The sequence below is a fragment of the Xenorhabdus sp. SGI246 genome (assembly GCF_040838225.1).
Lineage (GTDB): Bacteria > Pseudomonadota > Gammaproteobacteria > Enterobacterales > Enterobacteriaceae > Xenorhabdus > Xenorhabdus indica.
The window spans coordinates 93316-110932 of sequence record NZ_JBFPEZ010000002.1 but is presented as its reverse complement, the minus strand read 5'-3'; the positions used below and the strand labels follow the sequence as shown (position 1 = coordinate 110932).

At 46.1% G+C, this 17617-nt stretch carries 14 protein-coding genes and 1 pseudogene; 7 read left to right on the top strand and 8 right to left on the bottom strand.

The annotated features are described in order from the left end of the window. Positions 1–49 precede the first annotated feature (49 nt). On the bottom strand, positions 50–1009 hold the full coding sequence (locus tag ABLA85_RS00570; protein WP_367960425.1) for an ABC transporter substrate-binding protein: 960 nt from the start codon (positions 1007–1009) through the stop codon (positions 50–52). A gap of 101 nt (positions 1010–1110) precedes the next feature. Continuing rightward, a complete protein-coding gene (locus ABLA85_RS00565) occupies positions 1111–3978 on the bottom strand; it encodes a condensation domain-containing protein (RefSeq protein ID WP_367960423.1) in 2868 nt (955 codons plus the stop codon). 227 nt (positions 3979–4205) lie between these two features. Here ABLA85_RS00565 and ABLA85_RS00560 point away from each other — a divergent pair, with 227 nt between their 5' ends. Continuing rightward, the gene (locus ABLA85_RS00560; protein ID WP_367960422.1) at positions 4206–6335 is read left to right on the top strand and encodes a TonB-dependent receptor; all 2130 of its coding nucleotides are present in this window, start codon (positions 4206–4208) and stop codon (positions 6333–6335) included. Between the two features lie 135 nt (positions 6336–6470). Here the strand turns inward: ABLA85_RS00560 and ABLA85_RS00555 are convergent, their stop codons facing one another. The 6 genes from ABLA85_RS00555 to ABLA85_RS00530 all read right to left on the bottom strand — a co-directional run bounded on the left by ABLA85_RS00555 (position 6471) and on the right by ABLA85_RS00530 (position 11996). Next, positions 6471–6812, bottom strand: coding sequence for a cupin domain-containing protein (locus tag ABLA85_RS00555; protein ID WP_367960420.1), 342 nt, complete (start codon positions 6810–6812; stop codon positions 6471–6473). A 124-nt stretch (positions 6813–6936) separates the two neighbouring features. After that, entirely contained in the window at positions 6937–7680 is a 744-nt protein-coding gene (dhbA, locus tag ABLA85_RS00550) for a 2,3-dihydro-2,3-dihydroxybenzoate dehydrogenase (protein ID WP_367960418.1), read from the bottom strand. After that, a complete protein-coding gene (locus ABLA85_RS00545) occupies positions 7677–8561 on the bottom strand; it encodes an isochorismatase family protein (protein ID WP_367960415.1) in 885 nt (294 codons plus the stop codon). Before ABLA85_RS00545 ends, dhbA begins: the two co-directional genes overlap by 4 nt. 11 nt (positions 8562–8572) lie before the next feature. Further along, positions 8573–10195: a (2,3-dihydroxybenzoyl)adenylate synthase gene (locus ABLA85_RS00540; protein WP_367960600.1), complete on the bottom strand. Its 1623-nt coding sequence runs from the start codon at positions 10193–10195 to the stop codon at positions 8573–8575. Beyond that, the gene (locus ABLA85_RS00535) at positions 10189–11358 is read right to left on the bottom strand and encodes an isochorismate synthase (RefSeq protein WP_367960414.1); all 1170 of its coding nucleotides are present in this window, start codon (positions 11356–11358) and stop codon (positions 10189–10191) included. The genes ABLA85_RS00540 and ABLA85_RS00535 overlap by 7 nt, the downstream gene beginning before the upstream one ends. Positions 11359–11360: 2 nt before the next feature. Next, entirely contained in the window at positions 11361–11996 is a 636-nt protein-coding gene (locus tag ABLA85_RS00530) for a TonB-dependent receptor plug domain-containing protein (protein WP_367960412.1), read from the bottom strand. Positions 11997–12317: 321 nt separating this feature from the next. Here ABLA85_RS00530 and ABLA85_RS00525 point away from each other — a divergent pair, with 321 nt between their 5' ends. The 6 genes and pseudogenes from ABLA85_RS00525 to pstB all read left to right on the top strand — a co-directional run bounded on the left by ABLA85_RS00525 (position 12318) and on the right by pstB (position 17615). Further along, a complete protein-coding gene (locus ABLA85_RS00525) occupies positions 12318–12440 on the top strand; it encodes a hypothetical protein (protein ID WP_367960410.1) in 123 nt (40 codons plus the stop codon). A gap of 23 nt (positions 12441–12463) precedes the next feature. Next, positions 12464–12574, top strand: a pseudogene (locus tag ABLA85_RS00520) (IS1 family transposase); the annotation flags it as partial. A gap of 1266 nt (positions 12575–13840) precedes the next feature. Next, positions 13841–14899 carry a phosphate ABC transporter substrate-binding protein PstS gene (pstS, locus tag ABLA85_RS00515; protein WP_367960409.1) on the top strand — a complete coding sequence of 353 codons (1059 nt, stop codon included), beginning with the start codon at positions 13841–13843 and terminating at the stop codon, positions 14897–14899. 91 nt (positions 14900–14990) lie between these two features. Next, a complete protein-coding gene (pstC, locus tag ABLA85_RS00510) occupies positions 14991–15941 on the top strand; it encodes a phosphate ABC transporter permease PstC (RefSeq protein ID WP_367960598.1) in 951 nt (316 codons plus the stop codon). Position 15942: 1 nt separating this feature from the next. Then, positions 15943–16803 carry a phosphate ABC transporter permease PstA gene (gene pstA, locus ABLA85_RS00505; RefSeq protein WP_367960408.1) on the top strand — a complete coding sequence of 287 codons (861 nt, stop codon included), beginning with the start codon at positions 15943–15945 and terminating at the stop codon, positions 16801–16803. A gap of 35 nt (positions 16804–16838) precedes the next feature. Then, a complete protein-coding gene (pstB, locus tag ABLA85_RS00500) occupies positions 16839–17615 on the top strand; it encodes a phosphate ABC transporter ATP-binding protein PstB (RefSeq protein WP_367960407.1) in 777 nt (258 codons plus the stop codon). Positions 17616–17617 lie beyond the last annotated feature (2 nt).

The window sequence follows — 17617 nt, the reverse complement described above, 5'->3', positions numbered from 1 at the left end:
AGTATAAAAATATGTTGAATTCACACAGCCACTGGCGGACGAGATCATTTTATTGCTTTGTCTTAGCCCATTCTCCCACAGCTTTGAGAGTATGTTCCGCGCTGGCAAACGTGGGGGTAAAAACTTTGCCTGCATTAAGAAAAATAATCCGTTTTTCACGAGCGGGTTTCATATAGTGAGCCCACCCAGGCACGATACGATCAAGTGCGGAGCGAATAGCGTTCTCATCGTGCTCCTTGCTGCCCCAACTGTTGAGTACTACCAGAACGTCCGGATTGAGTTCGCCTAATTTGTCGGCACTCAACTGTAAAAGCAGTTGAGATGAGGTGACAGAAAGACCGCCTTGTGCTGAGAGATTCAGGCGAGTGAAACCAAGATCTTCCAACGCTTGAGTGAAGCCAGTTGCTTCGCCGACGACATTGATCTGATCTGTTACAAGGATCGGTAGATAGGTCTTATTAGCCGGATTTTCCGGCAAAAGGGCACGCGTTGCCGCTACGCGTTGTAAATACATATCCCGCCGTTCTTGAAAATTCTGTTCACGTCCGGTCAGTTTGGCCAGATTTTCTTCAATATTGAAATTATGGAATTTTCCAGAAAGGAAATTTTGCAGATAGACAGGGGCGACCGTTGAAAGCTGTTTTACCTTGCCGATATCGAATTCTGTTCCAATAATGAGGTCGGGTTTAAGCGCGTAAAGTTTTTCCAGATCGATTTCCTGACCAGCACTGATACCTTGTGGTTTTGTGTACCCTTCACCGAGCACAGTATCGACAAAATCTGTACCAAACTGATAGGTGCCATCTTCCGAACGACCATAACTGCCGACCGGTTGAACGCCCAGCTCCATTAGGGGCAGACCGATAGCTGGCTCGCTCATCACCACAATACGTTGTGGCTCCTCAGGAATAACGACTTCCCGTCCCGTGGTATCCGTGACCTGCCGCGTTGCGGCAAAGGCCGATGCCCCTATCAAGCACAGTAATATGACAGTAATAGCAGATCGCATAACGTTTTCTCTTTCAAATCGGAGTAGGATTATATGGTTCGGTCAGGCACAAACCGCCCCTGACCGCACCCATAATGGTTGGTTCATCACCCCTATAGACATCACACAGGAACTTGAGCAAGGGGAAGGCTTGAGACCTCAGGTGTTGTGAAGAATGCGAAAACTTTATCTATTGTTTCACGGATGCGTTGGACATGTTCTTCAGGATAACGATCCGCACGATAAGTTATCACCAGTCGCATTATTCTTTCTCCATCAATGACATCTTCCATGATCTCGAATTGAAGACCGAACATGGATTCTTTTTTATCGGGATCGATTTGCCGATAGCGTATGTCGTTGCCAGACGGGGTTTTAAGGGCGCCATTCAGCGCATTATTGGCATGAATTTGAATATAAACATCGAAGATTAGACCATCCTCAGGTGTCATTCCCAGCGATTGTTGAATAAGATCGAGCGGTACATCCGCATACGGCATTGAATTATTGATAGTGTCTCTGGTGTCTTCGATCAGTGCGACGACGGGTTTTTCTGGATAGAACTGCATCCGATGAGCAACCATAGTGGTAAAATAGCCTACTGTTTCATAGGTATTGGGATCGGTACGACCCGACGCAGAGGTACCTATCACGATATCCTTCAGATTGCCAAGCTTGTGCAGCGAAAGCGCAATGGCAGCGTAGACGACACTGAACAGAGATGCATTATTTTGCCGAGCAAAGGAATAAAGACGATGAGTGATTTCAGGTTTAGGTTTGTACTCAATCCAGCCAGCTTCTGACGAACTTTCATGCGCAGCGATAGTCTTCCGGTTGTCAGATAAGCCAAGTTCTAACCCGCGCGTTGCATCACGTAACATGTGAGTCCAGTAATCGAGATGCTTTTGATTAAAGCCGTCTGCCCGCTGTTGCAGAGCAAACTTATGGAATGACAATGCGGTTTTTTTCCACACAGGAGCCATACCTACAGAACGCGCTAAATAAGCCTGGGCAAGCTCTTCCATCAGGACGTTCAACGACCATTCATCAATAACCATATGATGGACGAGGAATGACAATATTTGACGTCCGGTTTCTGGATTGCGGATCAGCCGTATTCTGATCGGCAATTCGCGGGAAAGATCGAACTTATAAGCAGCTTCGTCATCAAGATGTACACCGTTGCTTTCGTGACTGCGCCAGAACCACTTATCATTGGTCACGTCCGACATGGCGACAATCTGCTGACAAGCTTCACCATTTTGAACATGGAATCGGGTGCGCAAGCTGGGATGACGCGCGATAAGATCAGAAAAAGCCTGCTCAAGAAGCGTTTCGTCAACCTCATCAAGAAAATCCAGCGCGAATGGCAGGTTGAAGATGGTGCCGAATTCATAAGCGTTATAGGCATTCCAAAGAGAGGCTTGTGCGAGTGCCAAGGGAGCCATCAAACGATCGTTTTGTGTCTGCGCCAGAGGCTCCGCATCCTTGCTCTGATTTGTTATCACTGCGCGTGATGCCAAGGCGGCAGCAGAAGGGTGGCTGAAGAAATCACCGAAGTGTACTTCCAGCCCGTGCGTGCCAAGCAGTTTACCGATAATGCGCGTTGCCAGCAGAGAATGGCCGCCACAGTCAAAAAAATCATCATCCAGTGTCATATCTGTAACGGCTAAAGTTTCACGGAACTCTGACAATATGATTGCTGCTATTTCATCAGTGTCAGTGGAGATCTCCTTGCCGGGGGCATTGTGAGCGGAATGCACAGCAGTGCCAGACACAGAGTTCGCGACTAAACCCGCAATGGCATCTTCATCACCTTTAAGAAATGACACAAAACGACTTAGCAGAAACTCGCCGGTATGACCAGAAATCGCCTGGCCGGTTGTTAATATAAGGCTAATGTCCTCTGTACCTTCACTCTCTGTTGCTAGTTCAAAATCGGGCCGCATTTCATAGGTTGGCAACAGGATAGGCTGACTCAGTAAGCTCTGTTGTCCAACCAGGCCGTTCGGACGTGATAGCAACCGAACATATACCCAGGACTCATCACTCCCTGTTACGGGAGCACCGGAGAGAAGATTGTCTTCGTCTGGTTGCGCCTGAAGCTTATCCATGATGGATTTGATGATCTGTGCTTCCGCCATGCCACACTCGATAATCATGCGGCGGAAACCGTCCGACTGTAGCAGACAAAGTGCAATCTTTTCTTGACCGCCGAGCAGGCCAATGAATTGGGCGAATCTGGTTGAAATTACAGCCGACACACAGTGAGTCAGTTTGTCGCGAGGAAGAGACGTTTTCAGTTCACTAATTTTAAGTCCTGTTTTCCAACGCAGTGCAAGCCGATCTTTACTCAGGCCGGCTGTTACACCAAAACCGGCTGTTATACCAAAAGAGGAATGTATGATGCTGTTCTCACTGTTGCAACAGCGCAGCCAGGATATGAGAGAAGTCGGCTTTCCGTCGAAAGGTAGTAAGGAGACACGTTTTAGGGATGGGGGTTCTACCCGGTGACCGGCATAGGCGCGGATCAGTATTTCGAGTATCTCGTTTTCATGACAAGTTTGTGCCAATATCTCGTGCAAAATAAGAGATAAAACAACTTCATTATTTTTTTGTATTATTAAAATCTTAAAGGGTGGATGTTGTTCAGGAACCCAAGCATCTGCTTGCACAGCTAGCATCTGATTGATCATGTCTGTATGTGAGCTGGCATGGAAAAACTCAAGGCATGCCTGCCAGCCCACGATTCGGGTTTTATGCAACTCACCGTCATCATTTAACTCATAGCGTACGTTCAGATCCGGTATTGCCTCAATAACAGTCTGAATAGCATGTACCATCATTGAAATATTAACATTGTCATGAAGCCGCCAGGCTGAGAGCTGCTTGAGAATTCGGCCAGGATTCTGTTGCTGTAGCAGCCAGATATGTTCTTCATAACGGGATACGGATATGTGCGATAATTTTCCTGAATCAATATTCAACATGGATTTTCTCGTTTTATCAAACTGAACAGTCTTTTTTACAATGCATTAATACGAGCCAATATCCATTAAATGCCACATAGGGGGACTAATGCTGCCCGCAGGATGTGCGTTGCAGTGGCTGTTGTATTTGGAGCGAACTGACAAATATGCAATTGACAAATAGGGAGATTAACATAATATTTGGCGTTCTGTGAATATTAATGATAGTGATAATGATAATGATAATCATGTCTATAAAGACAGGCACGCCTATTGGTATAAAGATGGGGAATCTGCTTTTTTCACGCAGAAAAGTATTACTTAGTAGTGCAATTTTGTTTTCCTTATCATCCTTAGGGGGCCAAGCTACCGCTTTGACTCAAGCAGAGAAAAGCAAAACGGGGAGCGATGATACCGATGTCATCACGGTAACGGGTGAAAAAACAGAAAGATCTCTGCAGAGAACATCAAGTTCAGTCACGGTTATCTCCGGGCAGGAGGTACAGAGTAAGCCTGAGGCGACAACCATCGTTGATATTTTGCAGGGTACACCCAATGTGCTTTATACCAGCAATACAAGTGCGCCGAGTATTCGTGGTATTGAGACAAACGGGCCTCTCGTAGGAGGAAATACCTTTCTTTCTAAACCTATACCACGAGCGACTATCAGTGTTGATGGACGTTATATCAGCTCCGCAGAATTTAGTTTGGGGAGAGGGCCTGTTTGGGACGTGAATTCAGTAGAAGTATTCCGTGGCCCACAAACGACGACACAGGGGGCAAATAGCATTGCCGGTGCGGTGATTGTCAAGACTAACGATCCTACTTTTACCCCCGAATTCGATGGGCAGATTTTGTACGGAAGCCACCAAAAGAAACGTGCTTCTTTTACTGTCAATAGCCCATTGACAGAAGATCTCGCAGTACGCCTCGCCATGGATTACAGCGGCAGAAATACGTTCATTAAATATACCAATCCCGGTTTCTTCGATTCTGATATGAACAAAGATTTCGAAAATCTGGATGTCCGTGTTAAGGCACTTTGGCAACCGCTGGATAGCCCTTGGTTGGCCAAACTGACTTACTCCCATATGACAGCAAAAAATCCTGACAGTGAGTCGGCGTCATTGCCCTACAGTGATTTGAAAAACTCGACTTTAGGCATCAACAGAGTCAAGACCAACAGTGATGTCGGTATCTTAGATCTTCAATATACTTTCGAAAACGATATGGTGCTCTCCAATCAGCTCCAATATTCTGTATCGAAGTACCGCTACACTTTCACAAATCAGTTGCCAGGTATTGCCAATCGTGATTCGAACAATGTTTCCAATGAAATACGTTTGAACTTCGGTGATGAATATTCAACCTGGAGTGGAGTGACAGGTCTCTATTACTCGCGTGATAAGGCCAGGAATGTGCTTGATAATTCGCTGGGCAAGGCTGACGCCGATCTGACTAATACTAGTGTCGGTCTTTTCTCAGAGGCGACGAGGCGTTTTGCGGAAAAATGGTCTCTGACTGGCGGTTTGCGTTATCAGTATGACCAAGTCAAGCATGAAGGGGTTACCAGCTATGTGCCTGGCGTCTATCATGCATATAGTAAAGGGTTCCATGCTGTTCTGCCGAAAGTTTCTCTCGCCTATGACGTTACTAACGATATAACCGTCGGTACTCTGATAAGCAAAGGCTATGCGCCGGGTGGTACAGGTGTGAATTTCTCTGGGCATTCCTATTACACTTTCGCTCCGGAAAAGGCTTGGAATTACGAGTTGTTTGCGCGTGGTAGCGCGCTCAATAACCGCTTGCTGGTAACCGGTAATATCTTTTATACAGATTATAAGGGGTTCCAGAGTGCTGTAACGGATTACACGAAAGACAGACCGAACGGTTCTATCCTTGTCAACGCCGACAAGGCGGTAACCTACGGACTTGAGCTGGGGGCAGATTATCGGGCGCTGGACAATCTTCGCCTACGCGGTGGGCTTGGATTGCTTCATACCGAAATCAAAAAATTCGCCGATTATCGAGGCAACTCGTTTGAGGGAAAACAATTTGCTAAAGCACCCGGCTATATGTTTAACGTCGGTGCTGACTGGAACATCACCGAAAAAATTCGCCTGAGTAGCGATCTTCGTTACGTGGATCGTTACTTCTCAAATGATCAGAATGATCCCGAGTTGCGAGTCAGTTCCTATTTAGTGTCCAATCTCCGTTTATCCTATAACCCGACCAAAAATCTGGAACTCTTTGCTTACGGAAATAACGTCTTTGACAGACGTGTGCCGACAAACAAATACCGTGATCGTACGGCTGGGACTTCAGGATACATGCTGGAGCCGCGTGAAGTGGGTATCGGTATGAAAGTACGCTTCTAAAAATTAGCATCGACTACGCCGGTTCATCGGTGGTAGAAACAAGGGGGGAGCTATTCAGCTCCCCCCTTGTGTTATCTCAAATCACACGTGGTATTTATTATCTGAATTCACAACCTGACAATTTTTATTAAAAATTTATTGGCCTGAATTCGCAACTATATAGGGTTCTATTAATAGCAGCTTAGTTAATTCATTAGACGAAGGCTTACTTTCTTCCCCTTTAGGTACCACAAAAAACTCACCTTGCTTTATTATTACGTGATCATTTTTAAAATCTATACGAAGTTCACCTTCAATAACCATAAACACCTTGTCTTCATCTTCATGTGTGTGCCAGATAAAGTCACCCTTAGCGAGCAATATGATTATCTTATATTCGTTTGTTTGAGCTATCACCTTCGGTGACCAGATTTCTTCTATTAAATCAAATTCTTGTTTTAAGTTATTGACTTTTCTCAATGCCGCAATATGGCTCATATTATATTCCTTTCCTTTAACTAGTTTTTAGTTTAAATTTTTAATACTTACCCATTCTATGAAATTATAGTCTTTCCGTTTTTTATAGTGGCATACAGGTAAACAGATTTAAACATTCGGTTTATCAGGCACCGAGCGTAGCGCCTCCATCAATGACAATATCCTGCAATGTTATGTGGCTTGCTTGGTCGGAGGCCAAAAACAAAATGACGTTGGCTATTTCGTCGGGCTGTGCGATTTTCCCGAGTGGAATGCCGAGTTTAAATTGTTCGGTAAGGCCGTTGATTAAACGCTGATGTGCTGTATCATCGTTGAGCATTCCCTCCAGCATTGGAGTCAGTGTGGAACCGGGTGAAACAATGTTACATCGTACCCCAAAAGGTGCTAGTTCCAGCCCCACGCTCAGGCACAAGCTACGCATCGCAGCCTTAGAAGCACAGTAAACTGCCATATTAACGCGTGGCACGTGGGCTGCGTTGGAGGCTATCGAGACGATATTGCCGCTGCGCTGATGCTGGAAGTGTGGAATGAGGATTTTAAACAGATTGAATGCGGCGCCTGCATTAACGTTGATTGAGCTTTCCCAGTCTTCACGGCTTAACGTTTCTGCGGAGCCGAGGCGCAGAATTCCCGCACCGTTAACCAGCACATCCAGCCCATTTGCTTTCAGCAGTGGAGGGCAGGTTTTTTGCACCGCATGAGCATCGCTGACATCCAGAATGAGCGTCTCAAACGGCATTGAGTCAGGAAACTTTAGATCGAATCCAAAAACCCTGGCTCCTGCCTCGTGAAAACGGAGGGCTGTTCGGGAGCCGATACCGCTCCCTGCTCCCGTCACCCAGACGGTTTTTCCCTTGAATCCGTTCATTTCTCTTCCAGATCGTTGTTCAGTAGTGCGAGCCAGTTTCGCAACGTTGGTTGTTTCATCAGCGTGATGAAATCAATTTCGTACCCTTCATGGCGGCACTTTGAGACGAAAGACATTGTGCGTAGCGAGTCTAAGCCGTAATCAAGCAGGTTTTCGTCATCATCAATGTCGTGTGCATCTTCATCCAGTGCGGGTTGCAGTATGGCAAGCAGACGTTCGCGATCCCATCTATTTTCTGATGCGGGCGGGGCGAGCGCCGACAGTGCCATAGAGGTACTCAATACCCGTCCGGAACGGCCCGCAGTATAGCGGAGCGCCATCATATGATCTTCCCGGCTGAAGTCTGCCAGCGCATCGCTTATCATAAAAGCCTGTATATCGCGCATAAAGGCATCAGTGGCAGTGGTTAGGCAGCCGATATGGGCGTACACGCCGCAGATCATAAGCTGGTCACGCTTGTGTTCTTGCAGATGGTTTTCCAAGTCAGAACGCTGAAACGCGCTGTAGCGCCACTTCACCAATACAGTGTCCACCAGTTCGGGGGACAGTGCTGCCGTGATTTTTTGTTGTTCTGGATAGCGGCTTAGTCCAGGCCCCCACATATCATTCAGTAGCGCTCGATCGACGTCGTTCTGTTGGTTCGGCTGCGCTGTGTAAAACACGGGGATGCCGAGCTCATGGCAACGTGCGCGCAGAGTAGCTATGTTGCCGATAACCTGCTGAATCATCTTGCTCTCCTCTCCCCAGAAGTTGAGGAAATATTCCTGCATATCGTGAATCAGCAAAGCGGCGCGTTGCGGCTCCAATCTCCACTCGACTTTATTGGCAGGTAAGACAGTTTCATCGGGCAGGGTATAATCCTGAAGTTTAGGAATGCTCATGGCGTATTTCCTCAATTTTCTAAGGCGGCGCTGGCAAGTGCACGTAACGCCTGTTTGTTGATTTTTCCTACTGGAGTGAGCGGCAGCTCAGGTAGACTTTCAAAACGATCAGGGATCTTATAGTCGGCTATACCCTGCTCGCGTAGCCAACGGCGCAGCACGGCTGGTTTCACGGATTCGCGTTCGCGCGTTACCACATAGGCGCAGGTTTTCTCGCCCATTAGACAGTCAGGAATAGCGACCAATGCGGCGTGCACCACCGTTGGGTGGCGCAGCAACAGGTGTTCGACCTCTTCAGCGGCAATTTTTTCGCCACCACGATTTATTTGATCCTTCTCACGTCCAACTACTTTCAGATATCCGTCGGGAAGCTGAATGACTACGTCGCCAGAACAATAAAACCCGTTACTGTCGAACACCGTCTGGTTATGTTCTGGGCTTCGGTAATAGCCTCGAAAGGTGTATGGGCCTCGGGTCATCAGCAATCCAGGCTCTCCGTGCGGCACCGGGAGACCTTCTCGGTTTGCGACCCATACCTCATCATCCTCACTGATAGGGCAGCCCTGAGTTGTGAAGATATGCGTGTCGTCATCGTCTAGTCGGGTGTAGTTCACCAGACCTTCTGCCATACCAAATACCTGTTGGAGCTGGCAGCCCAGTTCCTCTGGAATGCGTCTGGCCAGCGTTTCTCCCAGAGGAGCACCACCGACCTGCATCACTTTCAAACTGGAGAGTTCATTAACGTGACCTCTGATATTGGCATATTCCAGCCAGATGCTGACCGCAGGTGGCACTAGAGCGGTAATATTGATCTGATGACGGGCTATGACCGGAAAACATTTGTCCGGGCTTGGATCGGGGACGAGGATGACCTGACCACCTGCATAAAATACACCCAGCGCACCTGGTGAACTCATAGGATAGTTATGTGCGGCCGGCAGTGCGCAGAGATATCGGGTTTTACTGCTGATGTCGCAGATCGGATTGCTGGCGCGGATGCTGTAATAGTAGTCGTTGTGGGTGCGAGGAATCAGCTTGGGGGTGCCAGTGCTGCCGCCGGAAAGCTGGAAAAATGCAACCTCATCCGCTGGCGTTGGCGTGGGCGTAAAGTCTCCCGGCTCTTCCGATATCAAGCGTGAAAGTGAACGGTTCGAATCTGAATCCTCATGGTGAAGCACCACTGTATTCAGTTTCGGGCATTTGGCGACTAGAAGATCAATAAGAGCATCATCATGAAACTGGCGATGCTGGCGATCGGCAATGAGTATCTCCGGCGTAATCTGGTGCGCATATGCAGTTAATTCGCTGCTCTGGTGGCTATAAAGTGCGTTAACCGGCGTGACGCCCAAGCGCAGTAAGGCAAAAAAGACGATATAAAATTCAGCCTCGTTGCCAAGCTGCACCAGCGCGGTTTGTCTCTGACGCACGCCGCGTTGGTGCAAGGAAGCGGCGAGCCTGTTTACTGCTTCATTAAGCTCTCGATAGCTCCAGCACCGCTCCCCGCAAAATAGTGCCACGGCATCGTTCTCGCGGTGAATATCGAGAATATCGCTCAACGGGCGATCAATCCAGTACCCTTTCAAGCGATAACGTTCAGCCAGATCCTGAGGCCAGCGGTTGAATTCAATCATAATGTCAGCTCCTTTTGCGTTGCAAAACCAAGTGCACTCAGCATGGTGTTAAATTTGGTGCAGGTTTCCAGCCATTCATTTTCCGGAACAGAGTCTGGAACGATGCCGGCACCGGCGAATAGCTCAATCTGATGAGGACGAACTTTGCCGCAGCGGATCGCCACAACCCATTCCCCGTCTCCTCGGGCATCACACCAGCCGACAATACCGCCAAACCAGCCGCGGTCGAATGGCTCCAGCTCGCCGATCAGGCTGCGGGATGAGGTATAAGGAGTGCCGCATAATGCGGGCGTGGGATGAAGCAGGCAGGCAAGAGACAGCGCGCTATCGCGATCATTGGCCACTATACCCTGAATCTCAGTAGCGAGATGCCAGAGCGTAGGCGTACTGAGCAACGAGGGTTCTGGGATCGTCAGAGACCAACAGAGATCCGCCAATTGGCGACGGATAGCCTCCGTGACCACCAGATGCTCATGGCGATCCTTTCCGGAAGCCAACAGCTTTTCCCTGGCATTTCTGTCACTGGCGTCATCGTCGCCTCGCCGCGCTGAGCCGGCAAGAGGACAGGAGCGCAGGATATTGCCCTCTTTACGTAGCAGTAGTTCAGGGCTGGCACCAATCAGAATGCCATCCGCCAGCGGTAAGTGAAAATTGTAGCTCTCCGGATTCTGTTTGTTGAGTTGCAGCCATAGGCTCAGAGCGCTAAGCGGGGAGGTGCTTTCAATCTGTAGCAGGCGCGACAGCACCACTTTATTCAGTGCACCGATACGTAGCGGATTCAGGGCGCTTTCCACCATGGTGCAAAACGCATCATGATCTGGAATGTAGTGAGCTTGGCCCTCTACTTGCACCGGAGAATCGGAGAGGTTAAAGGCGTAGCGATCGAACCAGTAGCAGGTCTGTGGAATAAACAGTGAACAGGGTTGGCGCTTATCAAACGGAATAGCCCCCACGACAATGGGATTTTCTACTCCGGTCTGCTGAGTTTGACGAAGCAACTGTTGTACCTTCTGCTGGAACTCGCCCTCGACGTGATGTCCTGATGCGGCGGGATGTGTCAAGGTGGCGAGGCATCCACGGGCGAGTAAGCTTTTGTGGGGCGACAGAAAGATAAAATCATCCTCTTGCAATGTTAGTGAAAGAAGATTGTTGGCGATACCAGACAAAATCAGGTTCCTCTTGTTGGTGTAGGGGCTAGTTTTTCCCCCCTTCCGAAAGGGAAAATACCGACGGCAACGTGAGAGTGAGCCGCCAGTGGTGCCGAAAACCAGGTGTTATCAGCTATAGCTGACCGTGGATAACATGCTGCGTTCGTAGCTGTAGAAACACGCCTCTTTTCCGCAGCAGGAGGCGACATGGTGAGGTTGTTGACGTTAAACTGCACCGATGCGCCTTTCAGGCTGGAAGCATTTTCTCTTAGATCATTGCGTGTCATGTAGCAAAAGTGGCGGATTACGACTTCATCGTTGCGGTTAGATGAACCTGGATAATGGGTGAAGGCACTTTTGGTGTAATTTAGTGCGTTGGATACGAAAGTCGTTGTTTGACGATCCATCTGGTCACGAGTAATCACGGAGATTGTCTGTTGTGTTTTGAGAAGTAGAATCGCCGTTTTGGTGACTGATACGCGACCTTTCGTTACAATCCCTTTCATTGGTAGCGTTACGCTTTTCAGCTCCGCGGCTGCATCCCTCATGTTTTTTTCCCCATCGCTAGCTGCATATGCCCCGTCAGATAACGTGGGTGTTGAAAACAGTGCCGCCTGAAACCCAAACCCTGTGCGTCTGGCGATGATTTTCACCACAAGTTTTTTTCTTATTTTAAACATAATCAAACACCGTCTGATTTGCCTTATAAAAATATTTAATACCAATTAATTTGTGCTGCTTACAGGCGGCGCCGGAAATCCAATTTGGCAAAAAATTCATCAGGAAGAGGTATGAGATCCTGAGAAGGAAAACGCCATTACAATATTTTAAATAGAAATGATTATCAATATAATTTACATTACTAATTAATGGCGTTTTCTTGTAAAAATTTCTATAAATAGTTGGAATACACCTTCCAGCAAACCCGATGTTAAAGAGCCGATTATCGACATGGCGATGAATAACAGGGGGAATTCGTGAACCGTTCGAGTCCTGAAAGCCGCAACAGCCACCGTCATGAAAACGTTAAAAAACTTACGCTCCGAAACGTAACAACACTTCCCCTTGATGGAATAACGTTCCGCTTATCTGTGAAATAGACAAGCTACTTGCCCTCTTTATTCTGTGTACTCGATTAAAAAGACTGAATAGAAAAACTATCGGTTATTCAAAATCCGAAGAAATGCACAATAAGGTGATAGGGACTTTTATTGAACGTGAGCATTATTTTTAAATGTTTAATCTAAATATTTAATACATGACCCAATTTCTATTAGTTTAACTTAAATTAAAAAAATAAAATGGAATTTTTAATATGAGTTAATATTATTTTTTAATAATTAATTTGTCGTATGAACACCAAGATAAATGAATGATAAAGTGAGTATAAATACATGTAAAGATTTTCATTCAATATATTTCGTATCTATTTTATATACATGGAAATCTAAAAAGGAGTTTTAAATGGCTTGGATTTATCATCAATATTCAGGTGACTTATATCATAACGACAAATTAGTTTGTCGGGGCGAATATACAAGCAGTAAGGGACCAATAGCTACCATTTTGGAACCGTGTGATTGTAACAAGATGTATGCAATATATATTTTATAATTCATGGTGATAGCAAAGATAATCCGGGGGAAGCATCAGAGGTCTGTATCATTGTCGAGCCAGATACAGGAAGAAAAATAATCCGCTCTGCATATAGAGAATTAATCGTCGAATAAGTATGGCAAATTTCATTTTACTCGCAATGCTATGTAACAGAGCTCAATGAGTAAAAGGAAAGAAGCCAATTATATTAAATGACTGGGGCAATTGTACACTCAAACAATAGAAGTCTCTATTTCATATATCTATAATAAAAAATAGTTACTGTTATTTTATCATCAATCATATCAATGGAAGAATTTTTATTAGCAGAACCCACTTATTTTAATATAACTCCTGAATATTTATTTTCAATCGAAAATAAATATTCAAAACAGGATTAAACACGGATCTTTATTGCTTTGAAAGGTAATAAGGCTGCTATCCAAAAGAAGAGAATAGGTTTAACCCTTCTCTCTTAAGTCATTCTGGATCAATCTTGTCTATCATAGTGATAGCATCAGCCATTGTCATAAGCAGGTTAGATACACGGATATCATAGCTCATGCCATTATGCATCGTAAGTTGCAAACTTAGACAGAAGCAGGCTACAGCGCTCAGTCCTTAATACTGTCATATTTGCCGATTTGGTCGATATTATGAACAGACCCGTAGATGACAAGTATGACATTGAATTGATGAAATTCAGGCTATGAGATATGAGTATGAGTACGATAATCGCGGGAATTTAGGAATGACTGTCATAAAAATGTCATAATTTATACATTTTACTGTCATTAAGTTGACTTATTTTTCCCTCCTGAATCAATTTTTACCTAAAAACTAGGCTGTTGATGTTGTTGAAAGTTGTTTTTAATGAATGATGTGTATCTCAGCAGGAGGGTGTATGAAATCAATACGTATCACCGTGGCAGGCATCATGGCAACAGTATTTGCTATGACGTCTTTGTCTTCATTTGCTGCAACTACATTTGTTGCAACTACCAGCTTGACAGGAGCTGGTGCGACATTCCCGGCACCGGTATATACCAAGTGGGCCGATTCTTATCAAAAAGAAACGGGTAATAAAATCAATTATCAGGGGATTGGTTCTTCTGGTGGTGTAAAACAGATTATTGCCAACACAGTTGATTTTGGTGCATCAGATGCCCCACTTGCTGATGACAAACTGGCTTCTGAAGGTTTGTTCCAGTTTCCGACCGTGATTGGTGGCATTGTACTGGTGGTGAACCTTCCAGGTATCAAATCCGGCCAGTTGGTGTTAGATGGCAAAACTCTCGGTGACATCTATTTGGGAACCATCAAAAAATGGAATGATCCCATCATTGCGAAATTGAATCCGAATCTCCAACTCCCTGATCAAAATATTGCGGTGGTGCGCCGTGCGGATGGTTCCGGTACTTCTTTTGTTTTCACTAGCTACCTGTCCAAAGTAAACAGTGACTGGAAAGCAAAAGTCGGGGCAGGTTCTACAGTGAAATGGCCAATCGGACTGGGCGGCAAAGGAAATGATGGCATTGCTGCGTTCGTCCAGCGTTTGCCCGGCTCCATTGGTTATGTTGAATATGCTTATGCGAAGCAAAATAATCTCGCCTATACCAAGTTGGTAACCGCTGATGGAAACGTTATCGCGCCTACCGAAACTAATTTCAGTGCGGCAGCAAAAGGGGCGGACTGGAACAAAAGTTTTGCACAGGATTTGACTAATCAGCCCGGCGAAAATGCCTGGCCGATCACGTCAACGACATTCATCCTAATCCATAAACAGCAGAAAAATGCCATACATGGGACAGAAATCCTGAAATTCTTTGACTGGGCCTATGAGAAAGGTGGCGAGCAAGCGAAAGCGCTGGATTATGCTGTGTTGCCAAAAGCTGTCATTGAACAGGTACGTGCAGCCTGGAAAAATGACATAAAAGATAAGCACGGCAATGCCTTGTATTAACAATTCATTGTATTAGCGATGCTATTGAAGGGAAATAACCCAAATGGGAATTGAGCGCATGGCCGAACATAAGACTATACATAGAAAAACCATGCATAAGACCGTACAGAAAGCACCTGGTAAGCACGGTGATATTATTTTCAGTACGCTGGTCAGGCTGGCGGCTCTGATGACGTTATTTCTACTGGGAGGCATTATCATCTCGCTGCTTATTGCTGCCTGGCCGAGTATGCAGACGTTTGGTTTTGCTTTTCTATGGAATAACGATTGGGATGCACCTGCGGAGATTTTCGGTGCACTAGTTCCGATTTATGGCACATTAGTGACTTCATTGATTGCTCTGATTATTGCCGTTCCGGTTAGTTTTGGCATCGCTCTGTTTTTGACAGAGCTGGCGCCAAACTGGCTGAAACGGCCGCTTGGTGTAGCAATTGAATTATTAGCGGCAATCCCCAGTATCGTTTATGGCATGTGGGGGCTATTTGTCTTTGCCCCGCTTTTTGCCACCTATTTCCAACAACCTGTCGGTGATGTGTTGTCGAGTATTCCTGTCGTAGGAGAACTGTTTTCCGGCCCGGCTTTCGGCATTGGTATTCTGGCCGCGGGTATTATTCTTGCCATTATGATTATTCCCTATATTGCTTCTGTGATGCGCGATGTTTTTGAACAAACTCCCGTTATGATGAAAGAATCGGCTTATGGAATTGGCTGTACAACATGGGAAGTGATTTGGCATATCGTCCTGCCTTACACCAAAAATGGGGTAATCGGCGGTGTGATGTTAGGCCTGGGGCGTGCACTGGGAGAAACCATGGCAGTGACTTTTATTATCGGCAATACCTATCAATTGGACAGTTTTTCCCTCTATATGCCCGGAAACAGCATTACTTCGGCATTGGCAAATGAATTTGCCGAAGCGGCATCGGGTCTGCATACCTCTGCATTGATGGAACTGGGGCTGATTTTATTTGTGATCACTTTTATTGTTCTCGCGTTATCAAAATTGATGATCATGCGTCTGTCCAGGAACGAGGGGCGTTGAAATGATAAGAATTGATAAACGCCATAGGTTACAAGCCTGGCGGCGTCGGAAAAATCATCTCGCCCTGTTTCTGTCTATGGCAACAATGGCATTCGGTTTGTTCTGGCTGATTTGGATTTTAATCTCCACAATCACTAAAGGTATTGATGGTATGTCTCTGGCGTTATTTACCGAAATGACGCCACCGCCCAACACAGCAGGAGGCGGGCTGGCAAACGCTATTGTTGGTAGTGGACTCCTGATCTTCTGGGCAACGGTGTGCGGTACGCCATTGGGAATTATGGCGGGTATTTATCTTGCTGAGTATGGACGTCGTTCTCCGCTGGCTGAGGTGATCCGCTTTATCAATGACATTCTGCTTTCTGCTCCTTCCATTGTTGTAGGGCTGTTTGTTTACACGGTAGTTGTGACGAAAATGCAGCATTTCTCCGGTTGGGCAGGGGTAATTGCGCTGGCTCTGTTACAAATCCCAATTGTTATCCGCACGACGGAAAATATGTTGAAACTGGTGCCGGATAGCCTGCGTGAAGCAGCTTATGCACTGGGAACACCGAAATGGAAAATGATCTCTGCTATTACGTTGAAAGCCTCAATATCAGGTATTATTACGGGTGTATTACTGGCCATTGCCCGTATTGCAGGGGAAACCGCCCCATTGTTATTCACTTCGCTTTCTAACCAGTTCTGGAGCACTAACCTCAGTCAGCCAATTGCCAATCTGCCTGTCACCATATTCAAGTTTGCTATGAGTCCATTCTCTGACTGGCAACAACTGGCATGGGCCGGGGTTTTACTGATTACCTTATGTGTACTGTTGATTAATATCTTGGCGCGGTTGTTATTTGCTAAGAAAAAATTCTGATATTAGAGGAACTGATATTGAAGAGAGAAGCGTTGATGAGTAAAGCCAATGATGTTGCAGGAAATAAGATTCAGGTACGCAATCTGAATTTCTATTACGGCAAATTCCATGCACTGAAAAATATCACGTTGGATATTGCACAGAATAAAGTGACTGCTTTCATTGGCCCATCGGGATGTGGCAAATCAACATTACTGCGTACTTTTAACAAAATGTATGAACTGTATGGAGAACAGAAGGCTGAAGGCGAGATCTTGCTGGATAAAACGAATATTCTGACCGATAAACAGGATATTGCCTTATTACGAGCCAAAGTAGGCATGGTTTTTCAAAAGCCGACGCCTTTTCCGATGTCGATTTACGACAATATCGCTTTTGGCGTGCGTTTGTTTGAAAAACTTTCAAGGGCTGAGATGGATGAGCGAGTCCGATGGGCGCTGACAAAAGCCGCATTGTGGAACGAAACCAAAGACAAGTTACACCAGAGTGGTTACAGCCTGTCTGGCGGTCAGCAACAGCGTTTGTGTATTGCCCGTGCTATCGCTATCCGCCCGGAAGTTTTGTTGCTGGATGAACCTTGCTCTGCTCTCGACCCGATTTCTACAGGACGTATTGAGGAACTGATCAGTGAACTGAAATCGGAATATACCGTAGTGATCGTTACACACAATATGCAGCAGGCGGCACGTTGTTCTGATTATACGGCTTTTATGTACCTCGGTGAGTTGATTGAGTTCAGTGACACTGACATTTTGTTCACCACACCGAAAATGAAGCAGACCGAAGATTATATTACTGGTCGTTATGGTTGATA

What these genes read in the sequence shown, in the direction of transcription:
- pstS (WP_367960409.1), top strand. Translation starts at nt 13,841, where the DNA reads ATGAAATCAATACGTATCACCGTGGCAGGCATCATGGCAACAGTATTT.
- ABLA85_RS00555 (WP_367960420.1), bottom strand. Translation starts at nt 6,812, where the DNA reads ATGAGCCATATTGCGGCATTGAGAAAAGTCAATAACTTAAAACAAGAA.
- ABLA85_RS00560 (WP_367960422.1), top strand. Translation starts at nt 4,206, where the DNA reads ATGTCTATAAAGACAGGCACGCCTATTGGTATAAAGATGGGGAATCTG.
- ABLA85_RS00570 (WP_367960425.1), bottom strand. Translation starts at nt 1,009, where the DNA reads ATGCGATCTGCTATTACTGTCATATTACTGTGCTTGATAGGGGCATCG.
- ABLA85_RS00565 (WP_367960423.1), bottom strand. Translation starts at nt 3,978, where the DNA reads ATGTTGAATATTGATTCAGGAAAATTATCGCACATATCCGTATCCCGT.
- dhbA (WP_367960418.1), bottom strand. Translation starts at nt 7,680, where the DNA reads ATGAACGGATTCAAGGGAAAAACCGTCTGGGTGACGGGAGCAGGGAGC.
- pstA (WP_367960408.1), top strand. Translation starts at nt 15,943, where the DNA reads ATGATAAGAATTGATAAACGCCATAGGTTACAAGCCTGGCGGCGTCGG.
- ABLA85_RS00545 (WP_367960415.1), bottom strand. Translation starts at nt 8,561, where the DNA reads ATGAGCATTCCTAAACTTCAGGATTATACCCTGCCCGATGAAACTGTC.
- pstB (WP_367960407.1), top strand. Translation starts at nt 16,839, where the DNA reads ATGAGTAAAGCCAATGATGTTGCAGGAAATAAGATTCAGGTACGCAAT.
- pstC (WP_367960598.1), top strand. Translation starts at nt 14,991, where the DNA reads ATGCATAAGACCGTACAGAAAGCACCTGGTAAGCACGGTGATATTATT.